Annotated in this window: 20 protein-coding genes and 1 riboswitch; of the genes, 10 read left to right on the top strand and 10 right to left on the bottom strand. The window is 37.3% G+C overall.

Annotated elements, in window-relative coordinates; genetic code table 11:
• Positions 1–152: 152 nt before the first annotated feature.
• Together QM491_RS13090 and QM491_RS13085 are read right to left on the bottom strand one after the other, a co-directional pair.
• Positions 153–554, bottom strand: coding sequence for a VOC family protein (locus QM491_RS13090; protein ID WP_283327938.1), 402 nt, complete (start codon positions 552–554; stop codon positions 153–155).
• Between the two features lie 170 nt (positions 555–724).
• Positions 725–1,444, bottom strand: coding sequence for a GIN domain-containing protein (locus QM491_RS13085; protein ID WP_283327937.1), 720 nt, complete (start codon positions 1,442–1,444; stop codon positions 725–727).
• 218 nt (positions 1,445–1,662) lie between these two features.
• Here QM491_RS13085 and QM491_RS13080 point away from each other — a divergent pair, with 218 nt between their 5' ends.
• Positions 1,663–2,100, top strand: a complete 438-nt coding sequence (locus tag QM491_RS13080) for an NUDIX domain-containing protein (RefSeq protein ID WP_283327936.1) — start codon at positions 1,663–1,665, stop codon at positions 2,098–2,100.
• Between the two features lie 88 nt (positions 2,101–2,188).
• On the opposite strand, the gene QM491_RS13075 is transcribed toward QM491_RS13080, so the two are convergent.
• On the bottom strand, positions 2,189–2,977 hold the full coding sequence (locus QM491_RS13075; RefSeq protein WP_283327935.1) for an SDR family oxidoreductase: 789 nt from the start codon (positions 2,975–2,977) through the stop codon (positions 2,189–2,191).
• A 240-nt stretch (positions 2,978–3,217) separates the two neighbouring features.
• Between QM491_RS13075 and QM491_RS13070 the strand changes: the two genes are divergently transcribed.
• The 7 genes from QM491_RS13070 (at position 3,218) to QM491_RS13040 (ending at position 12,072) form a co-directional block, all read left to right on the top strand.
• Positions 3,218–3,934 carry a methyltransferase domain-containing protein gene (locus QM491_RS13070; RefSeq protein ID WP_283327934.1) on the top strand — a complete coding sequence of 239 codons (717 nt, stop codon included), beginning with the start codon at positions 3,218–3,220 and terminating at the stop codon, positions 3,932–3,934.
• A gap of 56 nt (positions 3,935–3,990) precedes the next feature.
• Positions 3,991–5,403: a DASH family cryptochrome gene (locus QM491_RS13065; RefSeq protein ID WP_283327933.1), complete on the top strand. Its 1,413-nt coding sequence runs from the start codon at positions 3,991–3,993 to the stop codon at positions 5,401–5,403.
• 312 nt (positions 5,404–5,715) lie between these two features.
• Positions 5,716–6,303 (top strand): LemA family protein, encoded by a 588-nt coding sequence (locus tag QM491_RS13060; protein ID WP_283327932.1) that lies wholly within the window; start codon positions 5,716–5,718, stop codon positions 6,301–6,303.
• Positions 6,304–6,395: 92 nt separating this feature from the next.
• Positions 6,396–6,821: a TPM domain-containing protein gene (locus tag QM491_RS13055; RefSeq protein WP_283327931.1), complete on the top strand. Its 426-nt coding sequence runs from the start codon at positions 6,396–6,398 to the stop codon at positions 6,819–6,821.
• A 29-nt stretch (positions 6,822–6,850) separates the two neighbouring features.
• Positions 6,851–7,627 (top strand): TPM domain-containing protein, encoded by a 777-nt coding sequence (locus tag QM491_RS13050; protein ID WP_283327930.1) that lies wholly within the window; start codon positions 6,851–6,853, stop codon positions 7,625–7,627.
• A 376-nt stretch (positions 7,628–8,003) separates the two neighbouring features.
• Positions 8,004–8,585 (top strand): D-sedoheptulose 7-phosphate isomerase, encoded by a 582-nt coding sequence (lpcA, locus tag QM491_RS13045; protein WP_166549973.1) that lies wholly within the window; start codon positions 8,004–8,006, stop codon positions 8,583–8,585.
• 448 nt (positions 8,586–9,033) lie between these two features.
• Entirely contained in the window at positions 9,034–12,072 is a 3,039-nt protein-coding gene (locus tag QM491_RS13040; protein ID WP_283327929.1) for an AsmA family protein, read from the top strand.
• 49 nt (positions 12,073–12,121) lie between these two features.
• Here QM491_RS13040 and QM491_RS13035 read toward each other — a convergent pair whose 3' ends face one another.
• From QM491_RS13035 to QM491_RS13005, 7 genes are all read right to left on the bottom strand, one after another.
• Complete coding sequence (locus QM491_RS13035) at positions 12,122–13,198, bottom strand: CHC2 zinc finger domain-containing protein (RefSeq protein ID WP_283327928.1); 1,077 nt, start codon at positions 13,196–13,198, stop codon at positions 12,122–12,124.
• 135 nt (positions 13,199–13,333) lie between these two features.
• Positions 13,334–13,870: an ATP synthase F1 subunit delta gene (atpH, locus tag QM491_RS13030; protein WP_283327927.1), complete on the bottom strand. Its 537-nt coding sequence runs from the start codon at positions 13,868–13,870 to the stop codon at positions 13,334–13,336.
• A gap of 45 nt (positions 13,871–13,915) precedes the next feature.
• A complete protein-coding gene (gene atpF, locus QM491_RS13025) occupies positions 13,916–14,410 on the bottom strand; it encodes a F0F1 ATP synthase subunit B (RefSeq protein WP_095161319.1) in 495 nt (164 codons plus the stop codon).
• A 230-nt stretch (positions 14,411–14,640) separates the two neighbouring features.
• Positions 14,641–14,886 carry an ATP synthase F0 subunit C gene (gene atpE / locus QM491_RS13020; RefSeq protein WP_095161318.1) on the bottom strand — a complete coding sequence of 82 codons (246 nt, stop codon included), beginning with the start codon at positions 14,884–14,886 and terminating at the stop codon, positions 14,641–14,643.
• A gap of 368 nt (positions 14,887–15,254) precedes the next feature.
• The gene (atpB, locus tag QM491_RS13015) at positions 15,255–16,349 is read right to left on the bottom strand and encodes a F0F1 ATP synthase subunit A (RefSeq protein ID WP_283327926.1); all 1,095 of its coding nucleotides are present in this window, start codon (positions 16,347–16,349) and stop codon (positions 15,255–15,257) included.
• A 107-nt stretch (positions 16,350–16,456) separates the two neighbouring features.
• On the bottom strand, positions 16,457–16,819 hold the full coding sequence (locus QM491_RS13010; RefSeq protein WP_283327925.1) for a hypothetical protein: 363 nt from the start codon (positions 16,817–16,819) through the stop codon (positions 16,457–16,459).
• Between the two features lie 200 nt (positions 16,820–17,019).
• Positions 17,020–19,479 carry a TonB-dependent receptor plug domain-containing protein gene (locus tag QM491_RS13005; RefSeq protein ID WP_283327924.1) on the bottom strand — a complete coding sequence of 820 codons (2,460 nt, stop codon included), beginning with the start codon at positions 19,477–19,479 and terminating at the stop codon, positions 17,020–17,022.
• 304 nt (positions 19,480–19,783) lie between these two features.
• Positions 19,784–19,901, top strand: a riboswitch (SAM riboswitch).
• 114 nt (positions 19,902–20,015) lie between these two features.
• Here QM491_RS13005 and QM491_RS13000 point away from each other — a divergent pair.
• Positions 20,016–20,258 carry a hypothetical protein gene (locus QM491_RS13000; RefSeq protein ID WP_283327923.1) on the top strand — a complete coding sequence of 81 codons (243 nt, stop codon included), beginning with the start codon at positions 20,016–20,018 and terminating at the stop codon, positions 20,256–20,258.
• A gap of 128 nt (positions 20,259–20,386) precedes the next feature.
• Positions 20,387–21,481, top strand: a complete 1,095-nt coding sequence (locus QM491_RS12995; RefSeq protein WP_283328056.1) for a homoserine O-acetyltransferase family protein — start codon at positions 20,387–20,389, stop codon at positions 21,479–21,481.
• Positions 21,482–21,503: the final 22 nt, after the last annotated feature.

Raw genomic sequence — 21,503 nt, 5'->3', positions numbered from 1 at the left:
TACAAAATTGTATAATTGTTTGATTTTCAGTAGTATATGTTTTTTGTAATGCTAGATAATAATTCCTTATTACCTATATTAAGATTTAGTAGTAACAAGATTGCTTGTGTATTTAGTTGTAGGCTTTAAATAGATACTTGATGGTTAATATTTTAGTCTACTTTATTTTTAGGTTGAATTAAATCCCAAAGATTACCATACAAATCTTCGAAAACTGCCACTGTTCCATATAGTTCCTCTTTGGGCTCTCGAACAATATTGATATTATTTATCAATAAGTTTTGATAATCTCTCACAAAATCATCTGTATATAAAAACATAAATACACGCCCTCCTGTTTGGTTACCAACTCTACTTTTTTGCTCGTCATTGGCAGCTTTGGCCAGTAAGATTGCACATTCTTGAGCTCCTTTAGGCTTTACTAATACCCAACGTTTTTCTGGACTCATAAAGGTGTCCTCGATTAAGTCAAATTTTAATTTTTGGGTATAAAATTCAATAGCTTGATCGTAGTCATCTACCACGATAGCAATATGGGCTATGTATTGATTCATATTAGGTAGTTTTATGCAAAAGGTCAAGGTGAAAAGGTATCTTTAAATATGCTTTCCACCTCTGTTCAAAGTTAATTCAAAAGTTTTATTACTTATATCAGCAAAGAAAAAAGGCGAGAAAATCCCGCCTTCTTTAAATCGCCACAAATATATACTGTCAAATGAAGATGTTAATCGTGTCTTACTACACTTCCTTCCGAAGTTTTTGCATCTACGACGGGTGTACCTCTGAAATATACGGAACTCGCTCCTGATGCTATTACATTGAGGTAACGAGAGGCCATTACTCTTACTTTACTAGCACCTGATACATCTAAATAGACTTCCTCACTTCTCATGGCAAAACCATTTACTAATGATGAGCCAGAGATTCCTCCAGAGATTTTTTGGGTATCTCCCAATAAATCCATCGTAGAAGCACCAGAAATATCAAAGGTAAAATATTGTGCGTCGGAGTTTAGGTCTAAATAAGAAGAGCCCGAAAGATTCACATACATATCTCTTTCGTCGAAACCATATACCTTACCCGTGCTCGCGCCCGAAAGTTCAAATGAGCGTAACGAAGGCATAACAATGTCAAATGTAACTTGGTAGCGACGATTGCGATAGTTACGATAGTTGGCCATTAATACCCCATTTTTTACATAAATATCGAGGTCGTTTAAATCGTATTCGTCACCTCGAACAAAAACACTAAAGGTGTTGCCTGCTCTTACATTTACTTTGAAAGCATTTCCCATATCAATACCATCAAAATTACGAATGCGAACTTCTTGTTCGACTTCATAGCCACGAGGGTTAACATCATCTACACGAACAAAACAGCTAGTTAGGGTAAATATCATTAGACCTAACAGACTTAGGAATAGAGTTTTCTTTGAAGTTTTCATAATAACTATACATGTTTATGCCTTTTTTGAAGGCTTTTTGATTAAGAAGTTTTTCTGAGGTTCATTTGTCTTACTGACAAATCAATCGTATTTTACCCCTAGAATATTTTATACGTTAACATTTCATTAAGAAAAAAGTGGATAGAGGGTACTTTGATGGCATTAGCCAAAACATTCTCTATTCATGTCGAACCTCAATAATTTTAAACAAGTAGTTTATGAAAGTAAGGCCAAGTGTAGCGATTATCGAAAACAACCACCTACTATTGATGCGTTATGAGTATGGTAACTCCCAAGTTTACAATTTGCCTGGAGGCAACACTGACCCCGGCGAAACATTGGTAAGTACTTTGGAAAGAGAACTTCGTGAAGAATTAGGCGTTGAGATAGAAGTAGGACCTATGTTGTTATCAGGGGAGGTGATTTTGCCACAGCAAAAAACAGATGTATTGCACTGTGTATTTATCGCTCAGGTTATAGGTGGGATTCCTATATTAAATCCTTCGGAGACGAGTGCGTTAGAAATTAAATGGATTCCTCTTTCTGAGATTAACCAATTAGAAATGTACCCTAATGTTGGAGCAGAATTACAAGATGTTCTTTTTCAGAATCAACTAGGGAAATACGTCGGAAAAATAAACCAGAAGTGGCACTGATCAGTGCTGAGTTTTGAATTTTGAGTGTGGAGTTAGGTTTTCAGCCCTCACTCCGCACTCAAAATTCAAAACTCAGCACTCCCTCAGGTTATAATCCCAAGATTTTTCCACCATCAACTGGTAAACTGACCCCTGTAATATAAGAAGCTGCTGGTGAACATAGAAATGCCACTGCGGCGCCAAACTCCTCAGGTTCTCCAAATCTTTTGGCTGGTATATCTACCTGCAAAGCCTTTTCTACTTCTTCTCTAGACGCTCCTGTAGTATTCATTCTTGACTCTATAAGCGAATCCAATCTTGTTGTTTTGGTCGAACCGGGCAACACATTGTTGACTGTGATGCCGAAGGGTGCTAACTCGCCCGCTAAAGTTTTTGCCCATGATGCTACAGCCCCTCTTGTTGTGTTCGATACTCCCAAACCGCTAATTGGCTGTTTGACAGAGGTAGAAATAATGTTGATAATTCTGCCAAATCCTGCTTTTTTCATAGCAGGTACACATGCTTGTACGAGTATATGATTGCAAATCAGATGATTTGAATAGGTTTGGGTAAATTCCTCGATGGTTGCCTCTAAAATTGGACCACCTTTCGGTCCTCCTGTGTTATTTACTAGGATATGTATTTCTGGAAACTTCGCCAAATACTGTTCTATGCCTACTTTTACTTGCTCAGGATTAGAAAAATCAGCTACAAAGTAGTGATGTTTTTGCCCTTGGCTAATATCCAATTCTAGGATTACCTTCTGTAAGGAAGTTTCGTTTCGAGCAACAAGTGTTACATTTGCCCCTAATAAAGCGAGCTCTATGGCAGACGCTTTGCCCAAACCTTGTGTGCTTCCACAAACGATGGCATTTTTATGTCTTAAATCTAAATTCATTCGAGTTCTCTTTTGGGTTATAGTTTATAATACTGAAGTTAGTATTCGTAGTTTTTTCTTACAAGTACATTCATTGCTCTTTTTACAAAACAAAATTGATTAATTTATCATTATAGAATAGAGAAACATCGCATTGTATCTCCAAGAAATTTATCAAAAAGAATTCCTTTTCCATTGATTATCATTAGACAAGACCTAAAACATTAAGTCTCTACTGAAAATTCATTTACTCATAACCTTATGCCAGACTTATCATATCGAAGCAATCAGCCCGAACTCATCGATGATTTTGAGCTTGATAACGATGCTCTTCGCCAGAATTTAGAGGAATTGGCACTCATTAATCAATACCTTGGGGGAAATCAAGTTACTATTGGAGGATTACGAACCTTGTTGAACAATCATGATAAATCTCAAGCTATAGTAATTGGTGATTTGGGCTGTGGTGGTGGCGATATGTTGAAATTAATGGCGCGATGGCTTCAGCAAAAAGGATATAAAAGTAAGCTTGTTGGTATAGATGCTAACGATTTTATGATTGGTTTTGCCCAAAAAAGAACTCAGGATTTTCCTAATATTTCGTATTTGCATGAAAACGTTTTTTCAGAAAGTTTTCAACAACATAGTTTTGATATTGTGAGTATGACGCTATTTTGTCATCATTTTACCGACGAACAACTCATTCGACTTTTTCAATTACTTAAAAAACAATGCCGCTTGGGTTTTGTCATCAATGATATTCATAGACATTGGTTTGCCTACCATTCGATTGCTTGGATTACTCAACTTTTCCTTAAGTCATATCTTGTAAAACACGATGCCAAACTATCGGTCTGGCGAGCCTTCAAAAAGTCGGAAATAGTTTCATTGCTTGAAAGAGCTGGCATTCATCACTATCAGATTCGTTGGAGATGGGCTTTCCGTTGGGAAATTGTAGTAGAGACACACCAAGAATAAGTATTTCCGAAAACTAAAACCATCCTTGTCGGTTATACACTAAAAAACATTTTAAAATGAGTATTATAGTTTGGTATCGCAACGATTTAAGAGTTCATGACCACGAACCTTTGTGGAAAGCTTCACAAAAAACGACCAATGTATTTCCTGTATATATTTTTGACCCTAGGCAATTTGAAGAGCTATCATTAGGCTTCTCAAAAACAGGCTGGCTTCGTACCCAATTTTTGATAGAATCAGTTCAAAATCTTCGAAAAAATCTCCAGTCAATTAGCTCAGGTCTAATTGTTAGGGTAGGAAAGCCAGAGGAAATTCTCCCAAGATTAGCAATCGAGTTAGAGGCTGAGGCAGTGTATTGCTCAGAAGAAGTCACTTCCGAAGAAACAGCAGTAGATGCTAAAGTAGAGGAGGCCTTGCTAGCTATGGACAAATCGATATCCTTTTTTTGGACTTCAACCTTGTTTCATATTGATGATTTACCTTTCGATATTGACCAGTTGCCAGACGTTTTTACACAATTTAGAAATAGGGTAGAAAAATCGTGTAAAGTCCGCTCTTGCTTTGATACGCCTTATGCACTTTTGTTCAAAACTAATGTAAGTATTGGTACAATGCCCACAGCTGAAAGTCTGCTCGGGTACTCTTCCGATGCTACTACACATTATGTTGGTGGTGAAGATGCAGCAAATCAACGTTTGAAAGAATATATTTGGGAACAAGATTTACTCAAAGTTTACAAGGAAACACGCAACGAAATGCTTGGTATGGACTTTTCGTCAAAGTTCTCTGTTTGGCTAGCCAATGGCTGTATTTCGCCAAGGCATATTTATCAGCAAGTCCAAGAGTATGAATACCAGCGTGTCAAAAATGATTCAACGTATTGGCTGATTTTTGAGCTTCTTTGGCGTGACTACTTCCGTTTTGTTTCGATGAAATATGGCAATAGAATTTTTTCGGCAAAAGGTATCAAACAAGATCAGCACGTTCAGTGGAGTCAAAATAAGAGAATATTTGAGCTATGGAAAAACGGAGAGACAGGTATTCCTTTGATTGATGCTAATATGAAAGAACTTCTTGCTACAGGATTTATGTCAAACCGCGGACGACAAAATGTGGCTAGTTTCTTGGTAAAAGATTTAAAAATAGATTGGACTTGGGGCGCTAGTTGGTTTGAAAGCCAGCTACTCGATTATGATGTATGCTCTAACTGGGGCAACTGGAATTATGTAGCAGGCGTAGGGAATGACCCTCGCGAAAATCGCTATTTTAATATTTTGACACAAGCCACTCGTTATGATAGCCAAGGGGAATATGTGAAACATTGGTTGCCAGCATTAGCTTCGGTTCCAGCTGATAAAGTTCATTTGATTTCGGTATTGCCACCTTTAGAACAGCAAAAGTACAATGTACATATAGGCGTAAATTTCCCAAAAGCTTTGTTTGATGTAAATCGTTGGCGAAAAAAGTAGTTGATGCCCTATGCTTGATTACTCGTGTTTTTCCTAATTTTCAAATACACAGGTTACCATTCATCCATAAAAAAAGCATCTCAACTAGAAATTGTTTTGGCTAGGCTTTTTTCCAATACATTTAACAAAAAATCGAGATTAGTATGACATTAGGTTTTGGATAAAGCTTTTTTTTCCTGATATAAAATACTTAACTTGTCAAATCTAAATCAAGGCTTATATTTGGAAAGTGCCGTCTAAGTGGCATATCCAAGGGGTAACCTATCCACTCGGAGTTTATCCACAATTTTAACTTTAAAATTTACCAAGACTATGTCAAAAGGAACCATCATTGCATTAGTTGTTGCAGCAGTTTTAGTATTCTGGGGAATTGGTGTAAGAAACGGAATGGCTACAAGCGAACAAGATGTAGAAGCATCTTGGGCAAAAGTACAAACTGCTTATCAGCGCCGTGCTGACCTTATTCCAAACCTTGTAAAAACAGTACAAGGAGTAGCAAATTTTGAGAAAAGTACTTTAACAGACGTAATTAGTGCTCGTGCTAGTGCGACCCAAATCAAGCTAGATGCAAGCGATCTTTCGCCTGAAAATATGAAGAAGTTCCAAGACGCTCAAAGCCAATTGAGCGGTGCGCTTTCAAGATTAATGGCAGTAGCTGAAAACTATCCAACGTTGAAAGCAACTGAAAACTTCTCTGAACTACAAGCGCAATTGGAAGGTACAGAAAATAGAATCAAAGAAGAACGTGACCGTTTTAATGATACTGTAAAGGAATTCAACAATAAAGTGGTGACATTTCCGAACAGCTTAATTGCAGGGTTCTCTGGTTTTAGCAAAAAAGGCTATTTCGAAGCTGATGCTTCTGCTCAAAAAGCACCATCGGTAGATTTTTCTAAATAATCGTCCGAAACAGCTAAATTTAAGTGACTTCTCGACAAAGCTATTGTTGAAAAGTGCTTAAATTTAGCTGTTTTCTTTTTCCCAATATTCTTATGCTACTTTCAGAAGAACAACAAAGTATCATTGTAGATGCTATCAAAGCTGCTGAAAAAGAAACTTCAGGCGAAATCAAAGTTCATATCGAACAATTCTGTCCTGGAGATGTGCTCGAAAGAGCTAAAGCAGTATTTACTCAACTCGAACTTCATAAAACAGCTCAGCGTAATGGTGTGTTGTTTTATTTGGCTTTTACAGACCGTAAATTTGCCATTTTGGGAGATAAGGGTATTAATGATGCCGTTCCTACTAACTTTTGGCAAGACATTCGCAATTCTATGCAGTCTCATTTTGTCATGAATCAATTTGCAGCAGGTTTTGCAGAAGGTATTCAAAAAACGGGAGTTGCGCTCAAGCAATTCTTCCCTTATCAATCGGATGATATCAATGAGATTTCGGACGAAATTTCATTTGGTGATTAATCATAACATGCCATCCTATCTAATCAGTCATGTCTAGAAAAATACAACAATATTTGGCAGTTCTTATTTTGTCTTTATCGTTTTTGGTAAAAGCGATTGGTCAAGATATTCCTGCACAGCCTAACCCTCCGCTCATGGTGAGTGATTTCGTGATGAAACTCAAACCAGAAGAGCGCAACGCATTAGAACAAAAACTTAGAGGCTATCGTGATTCGACCTCCACAGAAATTTCAATTGTCATTGTAAAAAATACTGGCGAATCTGATCCATATGATTACGCCATGAAAATTGCTAAAACATGGGGAATTGGCGCCAAAAATAAGAATAACGGAGTTTTGCTTTTATGGGCTACCGAAACTCGTAAAATTCGAATCGTAACAGGTAGAGGTATCGAAGATGTTTTGCCTGATGCTATTTGTAAGAGAATCATCAATACGATTATTGTTCCAAATTTTAAGCAACAGCAATGGTATCAGGGTCTAAACGAGGCTACTGATGAAATGATTCAGCGAGCTAGTGGTGAATTCAAATCTGATGCTACCTCAGATGATGACAGTCCATTAGGCTTTTTTATCATTGTTATTCTCGTCATTGTATTTATCGTTATTTCTATCATTATTTCAAAACGTGGCGGCGGCGGTGGTCGTGGAGGCTACCGAGGTGGTGGCTGGACTCCTCCAATTATCATTACTGGCGGCTCGTCATGGGGTAATCGTAGCGGAGGTGGCGGAGGTGACAGTGGTTTTGACTTCGGCGGCTTCGGCGGTGGAGACTTCGGTGGCGGTGGCGCTGGCGGAGACTATTAAGTATGAGTGTTGAATTGTGAGTTGTGAATTAGGGTTTTAGGAAGGATTTTAAAAACCGTTTATTGGGGATATCGGATGTTGGATTTCGGAAGTATAATCTTTTTTATTTTGTAAAAGTAAAGGTATTTTTCTTAATTTCCGAAATCAGAAATCCCAAATCCGCAATTATTGGAAATCCTTCGTACAACCCTAATCCAATATCCACCATCCGAAATTTTTTCAATCCTTCGTAGACCACTCGATGGGGAATTTGTAATTTTGTACACAAAATAAAATTATGCGAGAAATGTAAATAGCCATAGGCTTACGGATATTTCTCAAAAATCCCAAATCAGTCTCCAAATTGCCATTAGGCTTCATTAAATTTTGAGAATCAGTGCTAAAAAATATCATATCACAAGAGCTTAACGAAGCTCAACTTGTTCTCCAAAAGTTTTTATCGGACGAACATAATATCCAACAAATTGAGGCCGCAGCACAATTAATGGCTGATGCTATCAAGCAAAATAATAAGATTATTTCTTGTGGAAACGGTGGTTCGCATTGCGATGCCATGCACTTTGCCGAAGAACTTTCGGGTCGCTATCGTAACGAACGCCGTTCGATGCCAGCAATCGCCATATCAGATGTTTCACATATTTCTTGCGTAGGTAATGATTATGGCTTTGAATATATTTTTTCTCGCTTTGTAGAAGGCTTGGGTAATACAGGAGATGTGCTATTGGGTATCTCTACCAGTGGCAACTCTGCCAACGTGATTCGTGCCGTAGAAGCTGCCAAAGCCAAGGGCATGAAAATCGTGATTTTATCAGGAAAAGATGGTGGAAAGCTAGCAGGGCAAGCAGATGTAGAAATCATTGTTCCACATTTTGGCTATGCTGATCGTATTCAAGAAGTACATATCAAGGTAATTCATATTCTGATTTTACTTATCGAGAAATTGGTTATTGGTGAATAGTTATCGGTTAATTGTTAGTGGTTATTCGAAAAATTTGTACGATAGCAGTCGAGGCGCAATGTTTGCGTCTAAAGAGGTAACATGCTAAGATATAGTATCAAATTTACCATTTGGGTTGGTTTCCAATTGTTTATCAAAAAAGGCGGTCGAAATTAGTTTTTCAACCGCCTTTTTTGATACACCTCTTTAGAAACAAAGCATTGCGGCTCTACAAGTAGAAATAATCACGAATTCACTAAATATCGATAGTCCATTTGCTCAATTAACTCACAATTTTTAACTTATTGTTCGTTGTAAAGTAATAGTGCTTCAATTATTTAGTGTCACTATAGGCAGAAAATTAGTCCTTTTATTCATTTTGCCTAAGGCTTATGGCTTATTGCCTAAAGTATAATCATTATTACTTACTTTGCATGTACAACGAAGTACATGTTTTTATCTAACAACTATGAAAAAGCTAAGCCTTACCCTATTGGCCGTCTTAACAGGATTGTTAGGTCTTGCCTATACCTTACCCTATTTTTTTAAGGATCAGATTCAAGCGCAAGTCAATAAAGCCATTATCAAACAAGTGAAGGGGAAAGTCTATTACTCAGACTTGAACCTCTCTTTGTTTCGTCATTTTCCCTATTTGGCTATCACTATCGAAGACTTTGGAATCGTCGGTCTTGCCCCATTTTCTCAGGATACGCTGGCTCAGGCCAAGGGTTTTGAGTTGTCGTTTGATGTAATGAGTTTAATCAAAGGACAAAAAATAATACAAAACATTCGCTTAGAGCAACCCAAGATTTACCTCAAAATCCTAAAAAATGGTCAGGCGAATTATGACATTTTTGTGCCGTCTAAAGATACAGTTAGTACTTCAGGAAAACCTTCAGAAGGGGTTCAATTACAAATCCAAAATTGGCAAATTGAAAAAGGAACAATTTTGTACAAAGACCTTCAAAAAGACTCTGAAATACTACTGACAGATATTGAACACAATGGTAGTGGCGATATCAATAAACAGATTTTTGACTTGGCCACCAATACTGAAATCAATCAGGCCTCGGTAGTTTGGGAGGGGAAAAACTATTTTAGCCAGCGTAAGCTAGCATGGCAATCATTAATTCAGGTTGATCAATCTGCCAAAAGCTATTCATTTCAAGATACTCGCATTCGTCTCAACGATTTTGAATTATCGTTTTCAGGAAAAGTTCAACAACGGGATTCTACCTACACTATGGATGTTGCATTTCAGACTCCCGAAACTAATTTTAAAAATTTGGTTTCGCTCGTTCCTATGATTTATCAAAATCAGTTTGATGCGTTGAAAGCAGAAGGTGATATTCAGTGTACTGGACAGGTGAAGGGGCTATATTCTTCTCAATCAATTCCGTCATTCCATTTGAATGTACAGGTAAAAAATGGCAGTTTCCAATATCCTTCTCTTCCAACTGGCATCAGTCAAGTTTGGGTAGATTGCGACATCAACAACGCCAGTAATCAACTTGATAGTATTCAAATTGCTCTTAATCGTTTTGATTTATTTTTTGGTAAAAACCCTATCAAAGCAAAAGCTAAAATCAAGGGGTTATCTCGTAGTATCGTTGATGCAGACCTAAAGGGTGAGTTCCAACTAGAAGAGCTCACAAAGTTATTCCCTATCGAAGGTACTCAACTAAAAGGTCGCTTTGGCGTTGACCTTCATAGTAAAGGCACGTATGACTCACTTACAGGGCAATTTCCTGTAACAAATGCTCAAATGCTTTTAGAAAATGGATATATCCTTTCAAAGCAATTTGCCAAACCCATTGAAGATATTCACTTTAAAGCAAATCTAACCAACCAAGACGGAACACTTAAAAATAGCCTATTAGCGATTCAGGAAGCAACTTTTCATGTTTTGGATGAAACCTTCCAAGCCAAAGGTTCGGTACAAGACTTTGAATCATTTAAGTGGGATATCACTGCTAAAGGCAAGCTTGATTTAACACAAATTACAAAGATTTTCCCTGTAGAAAACATGACACTCAAAGGTAAAATCGATGCAGATATTCGTACCCAAGGCAATCTCAAAGATTTGAAAGCGAAGCGATATGGTAGTTTGAATACAAATGGACAAATGGCCGTATCCAATTTTGAATACCGTTCAAAAGAATTACCACAAGGTATCAAAATCGAACAAGGACAAGCAAAGCTTTCGCCCAACAGTCTTACTATTACTCAGTCCAAAGGATATCTAGGGAGTAGTGATTTCGAGGCAACAGGTACAATGAATAACTACATGGCTTATGCGCTTACAAATGATGTATTGAAAGGAAATTTTCAGATTAAATCAAATCGTTTTAATGTCAATGAATGGATGAGTTCTGAACCCAAAGCTACCACTTCGGGTCAAGCCCCAAATCCCAATGCACATCCTAGTGTCGTGGAGGTTCCTAAAAACCTACAATTAAGTCTCAATACACAAGCCAACGAGATTATTTATGACAAAATGACCATGAATAATGCAAAAGGGGTTATCAGAATCAATAACGGTACTATTCGCCTTGAAAATACCAATTTTGATGCATTAGGAGGACGTTTTGCCACAACAGGTAGCTATGACCCAAGTGATATTGCTCATCCTAAATTTGATTTTGGGTTAAACTTGGAGAAAGTAAACTTTACTGAGGCTTATCAGCATTTAAGTGTCGTGAAATATCTTATGCCTCTAGCTCAGTTTATGGTTGGTGAGGTATCTTCTCAATTTAAAATCAATGGTGAGCTAACGCAAGATATGATGCCGAATTTTGCCACCTTAAACGGTTCAGGTTTATTGAAACTCTTGAAAGCTAGCTTACAAAATAGTCCATTAATCGAAAAGTTAGTAGCAAATACTAAGTTGACCCAATTAAAAGACCTACAATTGAACAATGCACTTATGCAGGTTCAAATCGACCAAGGCACACTAAAGATTAAACCATTTATCGTGAAGTGGAATGACTACGCAGTCAATATTGGCGGACAACACGGTATCATTGGCGATATGGATTATAAACTAGCGTTTGATATACCAAGTGGGAAAGCAGGACAAAGTTTTAATAATCTTTTTGCCCAATGGACAGGAAAAGCCTTAAATAACGTACCTAGGGTCAAATTTGATTTATCTCTAGTAGGAACACTCAAGTCACCCATTGTACGATTTGAGAACAGTAGTACTGCTCAAAATTTGAAAGATGCAGTGACTTCTGAAATTAAATCGCAAATTGATAATGCCAAAAGTCAGGCAGTGCAACAGGCGGAAGACTTACTAAAGGCAGAAAAAGAAAAGCTTTTAAAAGAAGCACAGGATAAGCTTAAAACAGGTCAAGGAGATATTCAAGCCCAAGCCAAAGCAACGGCAGATAGCTTGAAAAAAGCAGCCCTAGAAAGAGCCAAAAAGCTATTAGAAAGTCAGAAGAAAGGAGTACTTGATGGTATTTTCAAAAAAGCACAGCCAGCTAAAAAGGACTCAACGAAGTAATAAGTAATCCGAAAGCATCGTAGTGCTTTCGGATTTTTAGTTTTTCACCTTAAAAAAGATTTAACTGTTCATTACTACCCAATTTATCGGTATAATAGTCATTTACGTCTTTGTATTCGTCAGGTAATTGTTTTCGCGAACAAGTAAGTCCAAAGTGGCTAAATATCTTCTCTAGTTCATCGGCGGCTCTATGTCCAGCCTTATCATTGTCCAGATAAAAAATCACATTCGCACGCTTAAATAGTTTTGCCCAATCCTTTTTAAATACATTAGCCGTACCCAAACTCACGGCAGTTTTGCCTGCTTGCACCAATCGCATACAATCAAAAGCTCCTTCGGTAATGTACACATCTTGGTCAAGTTTAATTTTATCCAAAGTATCGGCATTGAACAAGGTAAGAGGGTGTTTGTACAAAAACTGATAACGTCCATGCCCTTCAGGTGGTGGACCTAATACGCGCCCTTGTAGATATACAATCCTACCATTTCGATAGTATGGAATAATCAAGGGGTGTGCATAGAAGATTAAGTTATTTTTATCGTTAAAAAGCCCCGATTCTTGCAAGTCTAGCGTCGAGAAACGTTGTTTGAGATACCAACTTACATTTGCATAATCTTTGACCATAAAAAGCCTAAAATCCTGAATTGTTTTATCCGTAAATCCTCTTGACTTCAAGTACTCCAAGCCTGATTTTGATAGCTCGTTGGAAGGTTGTTGCAAACAACAATCTCTAAATGCTTCATAAATCTGAGAGTGAATTTCATCTACAGGCTTTTCTTTTTCTTGTAACTTTTTTACATCTACAGTTTGTAAGGTATTCTTTGCTGGGAGAGGTTTTGTGCTTTTCTGATACTGTTGAGGCGAATATCCAGACAAATACGTCTGAGCCATCGTTTGAATCGTATCCTTAATATTCAACTGTCGAATTTCAGAAAATAGCGTAATAGAGTTACCCGTTTTGGCACAACCAAAACAGTAAAAACTATTGGTGTGAGGATACAGTACCAAAGATGGCGTATTTTCCTCATGAAAAGGGCAAACCATACGATTACGGTTTATCTCTAATCCAAGGTCTTGCGCTACCTCTAATATCGAAACCTGACTTAATTCGTCTAGAACTGACATAGTAATTGGGAATTTTGAAGAAAAACAAAAAACTTTCAGCCTTTAACAATTTTACCTCAAATATAAAAAAACGACAGCCTCCGTGAATCACAGAGGCTGTCGTTTTTGATATTAATAAGTACTTTCTTCCTAAAACTATTGAAGGAAAGATACTTTCAAGTCGTTTAATCTTGCTTTTACTGAAGTATCGATTTGACGGTCGTTGATACGAAGTACATAACCACCAATCAATTCAGGGTTCACTTTTTCAACCAGTTCAACAGTCTTTCCAGTTGCTTCAGTTACCAAACGAATAAATTCTGCTTTTTGAGCATCTGTCAAAGGAGATACCGTAGTAATCTCTGCTTTTTGGATACCTTTATAGAGAGCATATTGACGTTGGAACTCTTCAGCAATAGCAGGAAGAATTTTTTCACGGTTTTTCTTAGTGATAATTTCAAAAATCGAAAACGTTACAGGGTCAACTTTATCTTTGAAGATAGCAGTCAAAATACTTAATTTCTGTAAGTGTTTTACGATTGGGCTTTTTAAGGCTAAAACAAGTTGGCGATTTTCGTCGCAAACTTGGTCGAAGAATTTCATATCTTCATGAACTTTTTCAACTACACCTTTTTCAGCGGCCAAACCAATCAATGATTTAGCATATCGGAAAGCTACACTTTGTTCTGACATTTCTCTTTACGCTTTGAGTTGCGAGCTGTGAGGCTCATCACTGAATTAGTTTAATTTAGCATCAGATAATAAATCCGTAACCAATTTTTCTTGAGCAGAACGATCTGCTAATTGAGTACGAAGAATTTTCTCAGCAATTTCCAATGAAAGAGCAGCAGTCTCTTTCTTGATTGAAGCTACAGCACTAGCTTTTTCTTGTTCGAATGCTACGCGAGCTTTTTCGATTTCAGCGCTAGCTGCTTTTTGAGCTTCAGCTTTAGCATCAGCAATCATTTTGTCTGAAGCTTCCTTTGCAGCCTTAAGAATGCCATCACGTTCGGCACGAGCTTCAACCAATAATTTTTCGTTACCAGCTTTCAACTCAATCATTTCTTCACGAGTTTTTGCCGCCAAAGCCAAAGCACTTTCGATAGACTCTTCACGCTCATGCAAAGAAGCAATGATTGGTTTCCAAGCGAATTTTGCTAATACGAAGAACAAAAGGCCGAAAACTACCAACTGCCAAAAGATTAGACCTAAATCAGGAGTAAGTAATTCCATATTAAATAAATGTTTTTGCGATTGAAAAGCATTTCTTGTATTGTGTAATTACGAAGTGCTTTTATCAGAGTGTTACTATATGATTTGAAAAATGAATTTTCTCAAAAAACTTCGTACTATCGGCCTAATGCGTAATAGTACGAAGATAATTTTGTGCTATATCGAAGTAGAATAAGACAGAAACTAATTTTCAATCAAATGGCTACCTGATATTCTTGATTAGCTACGAATTATTTGTTAGCTACCAAGAAGCAAATAACTGCTGCGAAAAGAGCAACCGCTTCAACGAAAGCAGCTACAACCAACATCGCACCTTGGATCTTGCCAGAAGCTTCTGGTTGACGAGCGATTGATTCCATTGCACGACCACCGATGTTACCGATACCTAAACCAGCACCGATTGCTACTAGACCAGCACCGATACCAGCCAAACCTGTACCCAAAGAAACTTCAGCTAAAATTGACAAAAGTGACATGATTGTTATTTGTTTATGTAAGTGAAAAAAAATATTTACTAATTAAAAATATGAACATAAGTAATCGTGCAGAATAAGATTTAAGTTATGTGTTTAGGCACAAGGCACAGAGTGTTAAAATGTTTTTTATTACCCACAACCATGCTTTTTCCCAAAACCCACCGCCGAAAGCTGTTACCTGAAAGCCCCAAGCATAATCTTAAATTTTATTTTGCCTACTAACTTAAGTATTAATGTGCTTTAGGCTATATGCCGAAGGCATTAGGCCAAAAAACTTCTACTATAATATACGAAATGCTTTTATTCCTTTAGCTTACGCTTAGAGCATATAGCAGATAATAATTCAATTTTGACCACTAACTTAAATTTTAGTGATGTTCATCGTGGTGATGTTCTTCAACTGCCGAACCAATATAGCTTGCAGTCAACAACGTAAAGATGAATGCTTGCAAGAATGCTACTAATAATTCGATAATGTTCATGAATACGGCAAATACACTAATTACTGGTGTTACCATCCAAATTTTCAAGATGAAAATCAAACCAATAAAGCTCAACATGATGATGTGACCTGCTGTAATGTTAGCAAATAAACGAATCATCAATGATACTGGCTTTGTAAATATACCGATAATTTCTACTGGAGTTAAGATCACCAACAACAATTTCGGAACGCCAGGCATTGCAAAAATGTGTCCCCAATAAGTGCTTTTACCATTTAAGTTGGTAATCAACAACGTAAGTACTGACAATACTAATGTTACAGCAATGTTACCTGTTACGTTTGCTCCACCTGGTAATAGACCCAAAAGGTTGTTAATCCAAATAAAGAAGAACAAGGTTAACAAATACGGAAGGAATCTTCTGTAGTGTTTTTCACCGATGCTGTTTTTTACAACTTCATCACGAATAAAAATGATGATTGGCTCTAACCAAGACTGCAATCCTTTTGGAGCTTTAGTTCCTCTTTCTTTATAAGCATTACCAATACTGATAAAGATCAATAGCAACAACACTGCACTAATCAACAAAGAAGCTACGTTTTTGGTGATTGACAAATCCAAAACATGAGAACCATCTTCAGCATGCAATTTGCCGTGCTCTAAGATTAGCCCCTCATAAGCTACTGGGTTGCCATGTTCATCTTCCAGTTTGCTAGAAGAAAATACTTTTACGCCATCTTTCGTATAAGCAATTACAGGAAGGTGAACACCAACGCCATGTGCAAACTCCCATTTGTGGTCGTCAGCAATGTGGTGCATAATCATGTGACCTAAGTCAACTTTGCCATCTTCGTGTGCTTCAGCACCAGCAGCGTGTTCGGCAGTTGCCTCTACGCCATGAACTGCTACTGTTGAATCAGCCGTAGCGGAAGTTGCTGAGTGATGCTCGGATTGTGCAAATACTGAAGTAGCAAATAAAAATAAAAATGCTACAATATTTGAAAAATATAATTTTCTCATCTCGACGTGGGGGATGAACGTATAATGGTTTATGATTTTGACTTTCTTATTCGTATGCTTTACTCCACCTGAAAATCAACAACTTATACTTATTATTAACACAGGGCCTATGAAAAGTGTCGCAAGTTACGATACAAATCGTAGATTTCAAAACCTGTATAACATAAATAGAGTACAAAAAAGTTGCTAATAAATGTATATATGTCTGGAGTACCCTTATATATGAAGAATCCAATAAATACTAAACTCAAAATTAAGCGAGCGCCAATACTTCCCATGTAAAACTCAATAAAATGCTTCCGGTCATTGGCAAAACCTTGTTGCATCAATAAGTGATTGAAATAAGAAAGTGTTGCATAAAATGCAAGCATGAACCACTTATCAGCATGGATATACTCTGATAAACCAATGTATGGAGCCAAAAAGAAGATTAAACCGACCACAACAGTCAGTAGGATGATACGTAACATTGTAGGTTCTGAATTTTTGCGCAAAGATACGTAAAACCTTTATTCAGAAATGAAATAAGGGGAATAAATTACTGCAATTTATTCCCCTTTTATTGTATAAGATTATCTTATGACTTTGAGTAATCAGCTTTTAACTATGATATAAGAAAAATACGAGACACATAAGCTGATGGCAGTGAGGCGAATGCCTCTCGAATATACTACCTTACCAAATATTCATTTTGAGCTACACCAACTCGTCCTTGATTTGACATTCCTTCTAACTTGATGCTCATATTGCCCTTGGCATCGCTGTTCCAGAAGCTTGTTGTGGCTTTTCCAGAAGCATCAGTTGTGACATTCGCGTTCCAATAAAGTGTAGAGCGATAGTCGGGACGCACATGTTCTGGCTTAGCTTGGTCATATTGTGGAGCAAAAAACTCCCTAGTCATTGCATAGCCCATACGTTTTTGGATTTTTACTCCTTCAATATTAGCCTTACTCCAATCATAGTTAGCGTTGCCTCTTCTTGTAAGCACAGAAATAACCCCGTTTCCTCCTCTAACGCCAAATATGGCAGCATCTGCACCTTTCAATACATCAATACTTTCTACATCACATGGAGGGATGGTGTTAATAACATCGCTACTTACTTGCATACCATCAATTAAAAATAGGGGATCACTAGAGCTATTAATAGAACTTTGTCCACGGATGACGACTGAAAATGCTCCCAACCCTGTTTGTACTACTTGAACCCCTGGAACTCTACCTTGTAGCATTTGAAGTACACTAAACATACCTCCACAGAGCTTATCATCAACCTTAAGCGTATTGCTCGCTTGTCCATAAATTTTACGGCTATCCTCAGGTTCCTTTTTGGCTGTTACGGTTACTTCTTGTAGCATCTGCACTTTATTTGTAATCAGCTTTTTTTCTAATTCTAGGGATTCTCTTGAATATTTTAAAAATGTAGCAAAAGCATTAGGGTCAAAAATTCGCACCTCATTTGGGATTTGAAGCGGTCTTGTTTTTGGTAACGAGAGAGTTTCGTCTATCGTTAGAGTTAAATTGCGTGCACCATTAGCCTTTACTGCCTGTAGATACACATCCACACTATCTGTAAAATCCAAGTTATAAAAACCGTATCTACCCAATGAATCGACACTTGTCATAGCTATGATAGGATTTTCCTTTGGCTTTTTTAGCATTAGTGTTAGGGTAAGCTTATCGGTTACTTTACCATTGGGGCGAAGAGCTTTACCTGTAATTTCTAATCCTTGTTCAACGAAGTAATCCATTTTAGGTTTGATATCATTTAGCATCTGTTGCCAAGTAAATCGACGCCAGCCTTGAGTCATCATTAGTAAATCAAGATGCAAATGGCGATTTTCTTGTGTATTGTCAAAATAATATTGTGGTTGCTCTATCGAACCTTGTATTTGTTGATAATACTGTCCACTCAACGATTCCTTTACCTCTGAATTTAGCAATACATAAGTCAAGATATTGTCGGCATAAGGTTCACTTTTTACTTGAGATAAATCAGTAACTGCTACAGAGAAAGTTCCTTGAATGGGCTTTCCTTCAGCATCTTTCGCTTCAATATTCAAATCTACTTTTTCTCGACTTTTATATTCTGTCTTATTTGAAGAAACCTTCAATTGTAGTGTTCTATCTCCACGTTCAACAAATACTAATCTCTCACAAATAGGTAATCCATCGGGCGAAAATAAGGTGATTTGCACTACCCCGTCGTCAGGAATTTGATTTTTGGGAATATTCGCTACAAAACTTTTACTAGATTCCAAACCTTTAGCTATCATACAAACCTCTCCTCGTTGTTGAACAATGATAGGGAGTTCTTTCCCTTGTCCAGCAGGTTGGGGGCTAGCGTTTTGAATGTAGAGTCGGATTTTATCTTTATATGTAACATTGTCTACACTCATGATATAGCCACCTTTTTGAGCTTGGGGTACTTCTTGTTTTATATAGCCACCATCTGTTTTTTTTACATAAGCAGTATAAATATTATTAGCTTCAGGACGAAAATTGAAAACCCCATGTCCTAAATGCACTGAGCTAAACACTCCCACAGTATCTTTATCATTAGCCAAAACAAAACCTGAGGTTTCAACGCCTTTTCCTAACTTATTAACCACTTTGAAAGCTAATCTACTTTCTAGGTTTTCAACTAAATATCCTCCTTCTGGAAAAAAGTTGATAGACGCTACCTCATTGAGAGCCTGAGCTTTATTTTCGTTCATAGAAGACATATTGGTATTTTGCCAAACTCTTACCTCTTTTTCAAAAAATAAAGATTCTGAAAAGTTTCGCATGTAATTGGTATAGGCTCGTATGAGATAAAGGTCGGTAGCAAGGGTATCTGGCAATTGAATATCGCCTACCGAAACAGCCAAAGCTTTTAGTACTTTGTGAACTATAACTTTACCCGTAGCAGGCTGCACCAAATCTACATACAGTACTCGACTCACCGAGTCCACACCATTAGAAGAAGCATCGAACAAATAGCCTTTTAGCCACATAGTTTCACCAGCCATGTAGTATGGTTTATCCAAATGGAGATACACTTTTTCCTGAGGATACGAATAGCGATATTTAGTTAAAGTAGCTCTGAGCTTTTCATAAACAGGTTGGTCTTGTGCACGTGAAGTGTTCATAAAACACAGCAAGCTTAATAAGATAATAAAGCAATAGGTTAAATTGTTTTTCATTACAATTGGTTTGATTTAGAACAACAAAATAGTTCGAACTAGCGATTTAAAAAAAGAAAAGCGAATCTACAACGATTTCTTGATGACTGGTATTATATCTTCAAATGAAGACATTTGAAGATATAGGTATGTTTTTAGTACAAAATGGGCTATGTGAGTATAATCAATCCTTAAAACGTTTGCATTTTCGAGATTCTAGCTATTATATTTGCAACATCAAGTCAATTACTCTTCACAAAAGGTAGTAGTTGATTTATAAAGAAGAAGGGAGAGAATAGGCTCTATGAACTTCTGGCAACCTACTGATTCGTAAAGGCAAGGTGCTAATTCCTACCCAATAAATTCATCATTATTGGGAAATATAAACCAATTACGAAACTAATCCAGCTACATTTTTACATTCTGCTGTTCAGTATTCGTCAGGTTTACGATGTATCGTTTCACTGTCACAATTCATTGTGGCTTTAAGTCTGTACGTATCCATGAAAAAATTCATTCCAATTACCGTAGGCAACTATCTTGTTGTCCATGGTTATGACGAACACAATCGAGAAATTATCGAAAGTGTCGAGGTAGAAAAAGCAAGCCTAAAAATTGTAGCAGTCAACCGTATTCAGTCTTTAAGCGAAAAATATGTTTTGGTGACTGGTGCGTTCGGTCGTTTGATGTACTGGGAATACGAAGAGTCTTTTGAAGAGATTTCAACCAAACTCATGGAGAACTGATCAAGTGAACAGTTGTTGTTTTCATCATTTAGATAAATAACCAACAACTTGATTCTTTTTCTAAAACATTCAATTAACAGTTCTCGTATTGATTCTTTTTATTTTCAAAAACAGCATCTCAATTCGTGTTGAATACGTCAGTTTTTAAATATCATACTCCTTTTAAACTTGAAGCAGGGGGAGTTTTGCCAGAAGTTGAATTAGCTTATCAAGCACTTGGACAGCTCAATGCGGACTGTTCAAATGTGGTATGGGTATGTCATGCTTTTACAGGAAGCCAAGATGTTGCAGATTGGTGGCAGGGCTTGGTTGGCAAAGGCAAATTGTTTGACCCAGAACATTACTTTATAATTTGTGTAAATGTTTTGGGGTCACATTATGGAAGTACAGGTCCGCTTTCGATTAATCCCGAAACTGGCGAACCATATTATCATACTTTTCCAACTATTACGATACGTGATATAGTCAACTCATTTGATTTATTGAGAGAGCATTTGGGTATTTCAAAAATCAAAACTTGTGTTGGGGGTTCTTTGGGGGGGCAACAAGCAGTAGAATGGGCTATTTCTCAGCCTGAACTGATCGAAAACTTGATTCTAATTGCGACTAATGCTCAACATTCTCCTTGGGGAATTGCATTCAATGAGTCACAAAGAATGTCTATTGAAGTAGACCCTACTTGGACAGAAAGCCACCCTCTGGCTGGTATTAATGGCATGAAAGCCGCTCGTGCAACAGCTTTGATTTCATATCGTAACTACGAAACTTATGGTGTAACCCAAGCTCGTCGTGAGGAAGGTCTGGACAAAACCTATCGTGCGGTGACCTATCAGCGTTATCAAGGGGAAAAACTAGCCCAACGATTCAATGCTTTTTCGTACTATGTCTTATCACAAGTAATGGATTCACAAGATGTGGGTCGTGGAAGAGGTGGGGTTATCAATGCGCTTTCGCAAGTCAAAGCCAAAACCTTAGTGATGGGTATTAAATCGGATGCGCTATTTCCTATTAATGAGCAAGAATTTTTGGCTAAACATATTCCTGGCGCTACATTTCAGGCTTTGGACTCGTTATATGGCCATGATGGCTTCTTGATAGAAAATGAATTGATTACGAAAGCCATTAAAATTTGGCAGAAATTTATTAAATTGGATGTCAATCCAATGTATTCTTTCTTCAAAGCTCTTGAAGACCGTCCGAGAACATTAGTTGCTCATGATTAATGAGTTTTGAATAAAAAGTTAC

Origin of the sequence: Flectobacillus longus, assembly GCF_030056705.1 — a bacterium.
Classification (GTDB): Bacteria; Bacteroidota; Bacteroidia; order Cytophagales; family Spirosomataceae; genus Flectobacillus; species Flectobacillus longus.
This window is presented reverse-complemented; position numbering and strand designations above follow the sequence as displayed.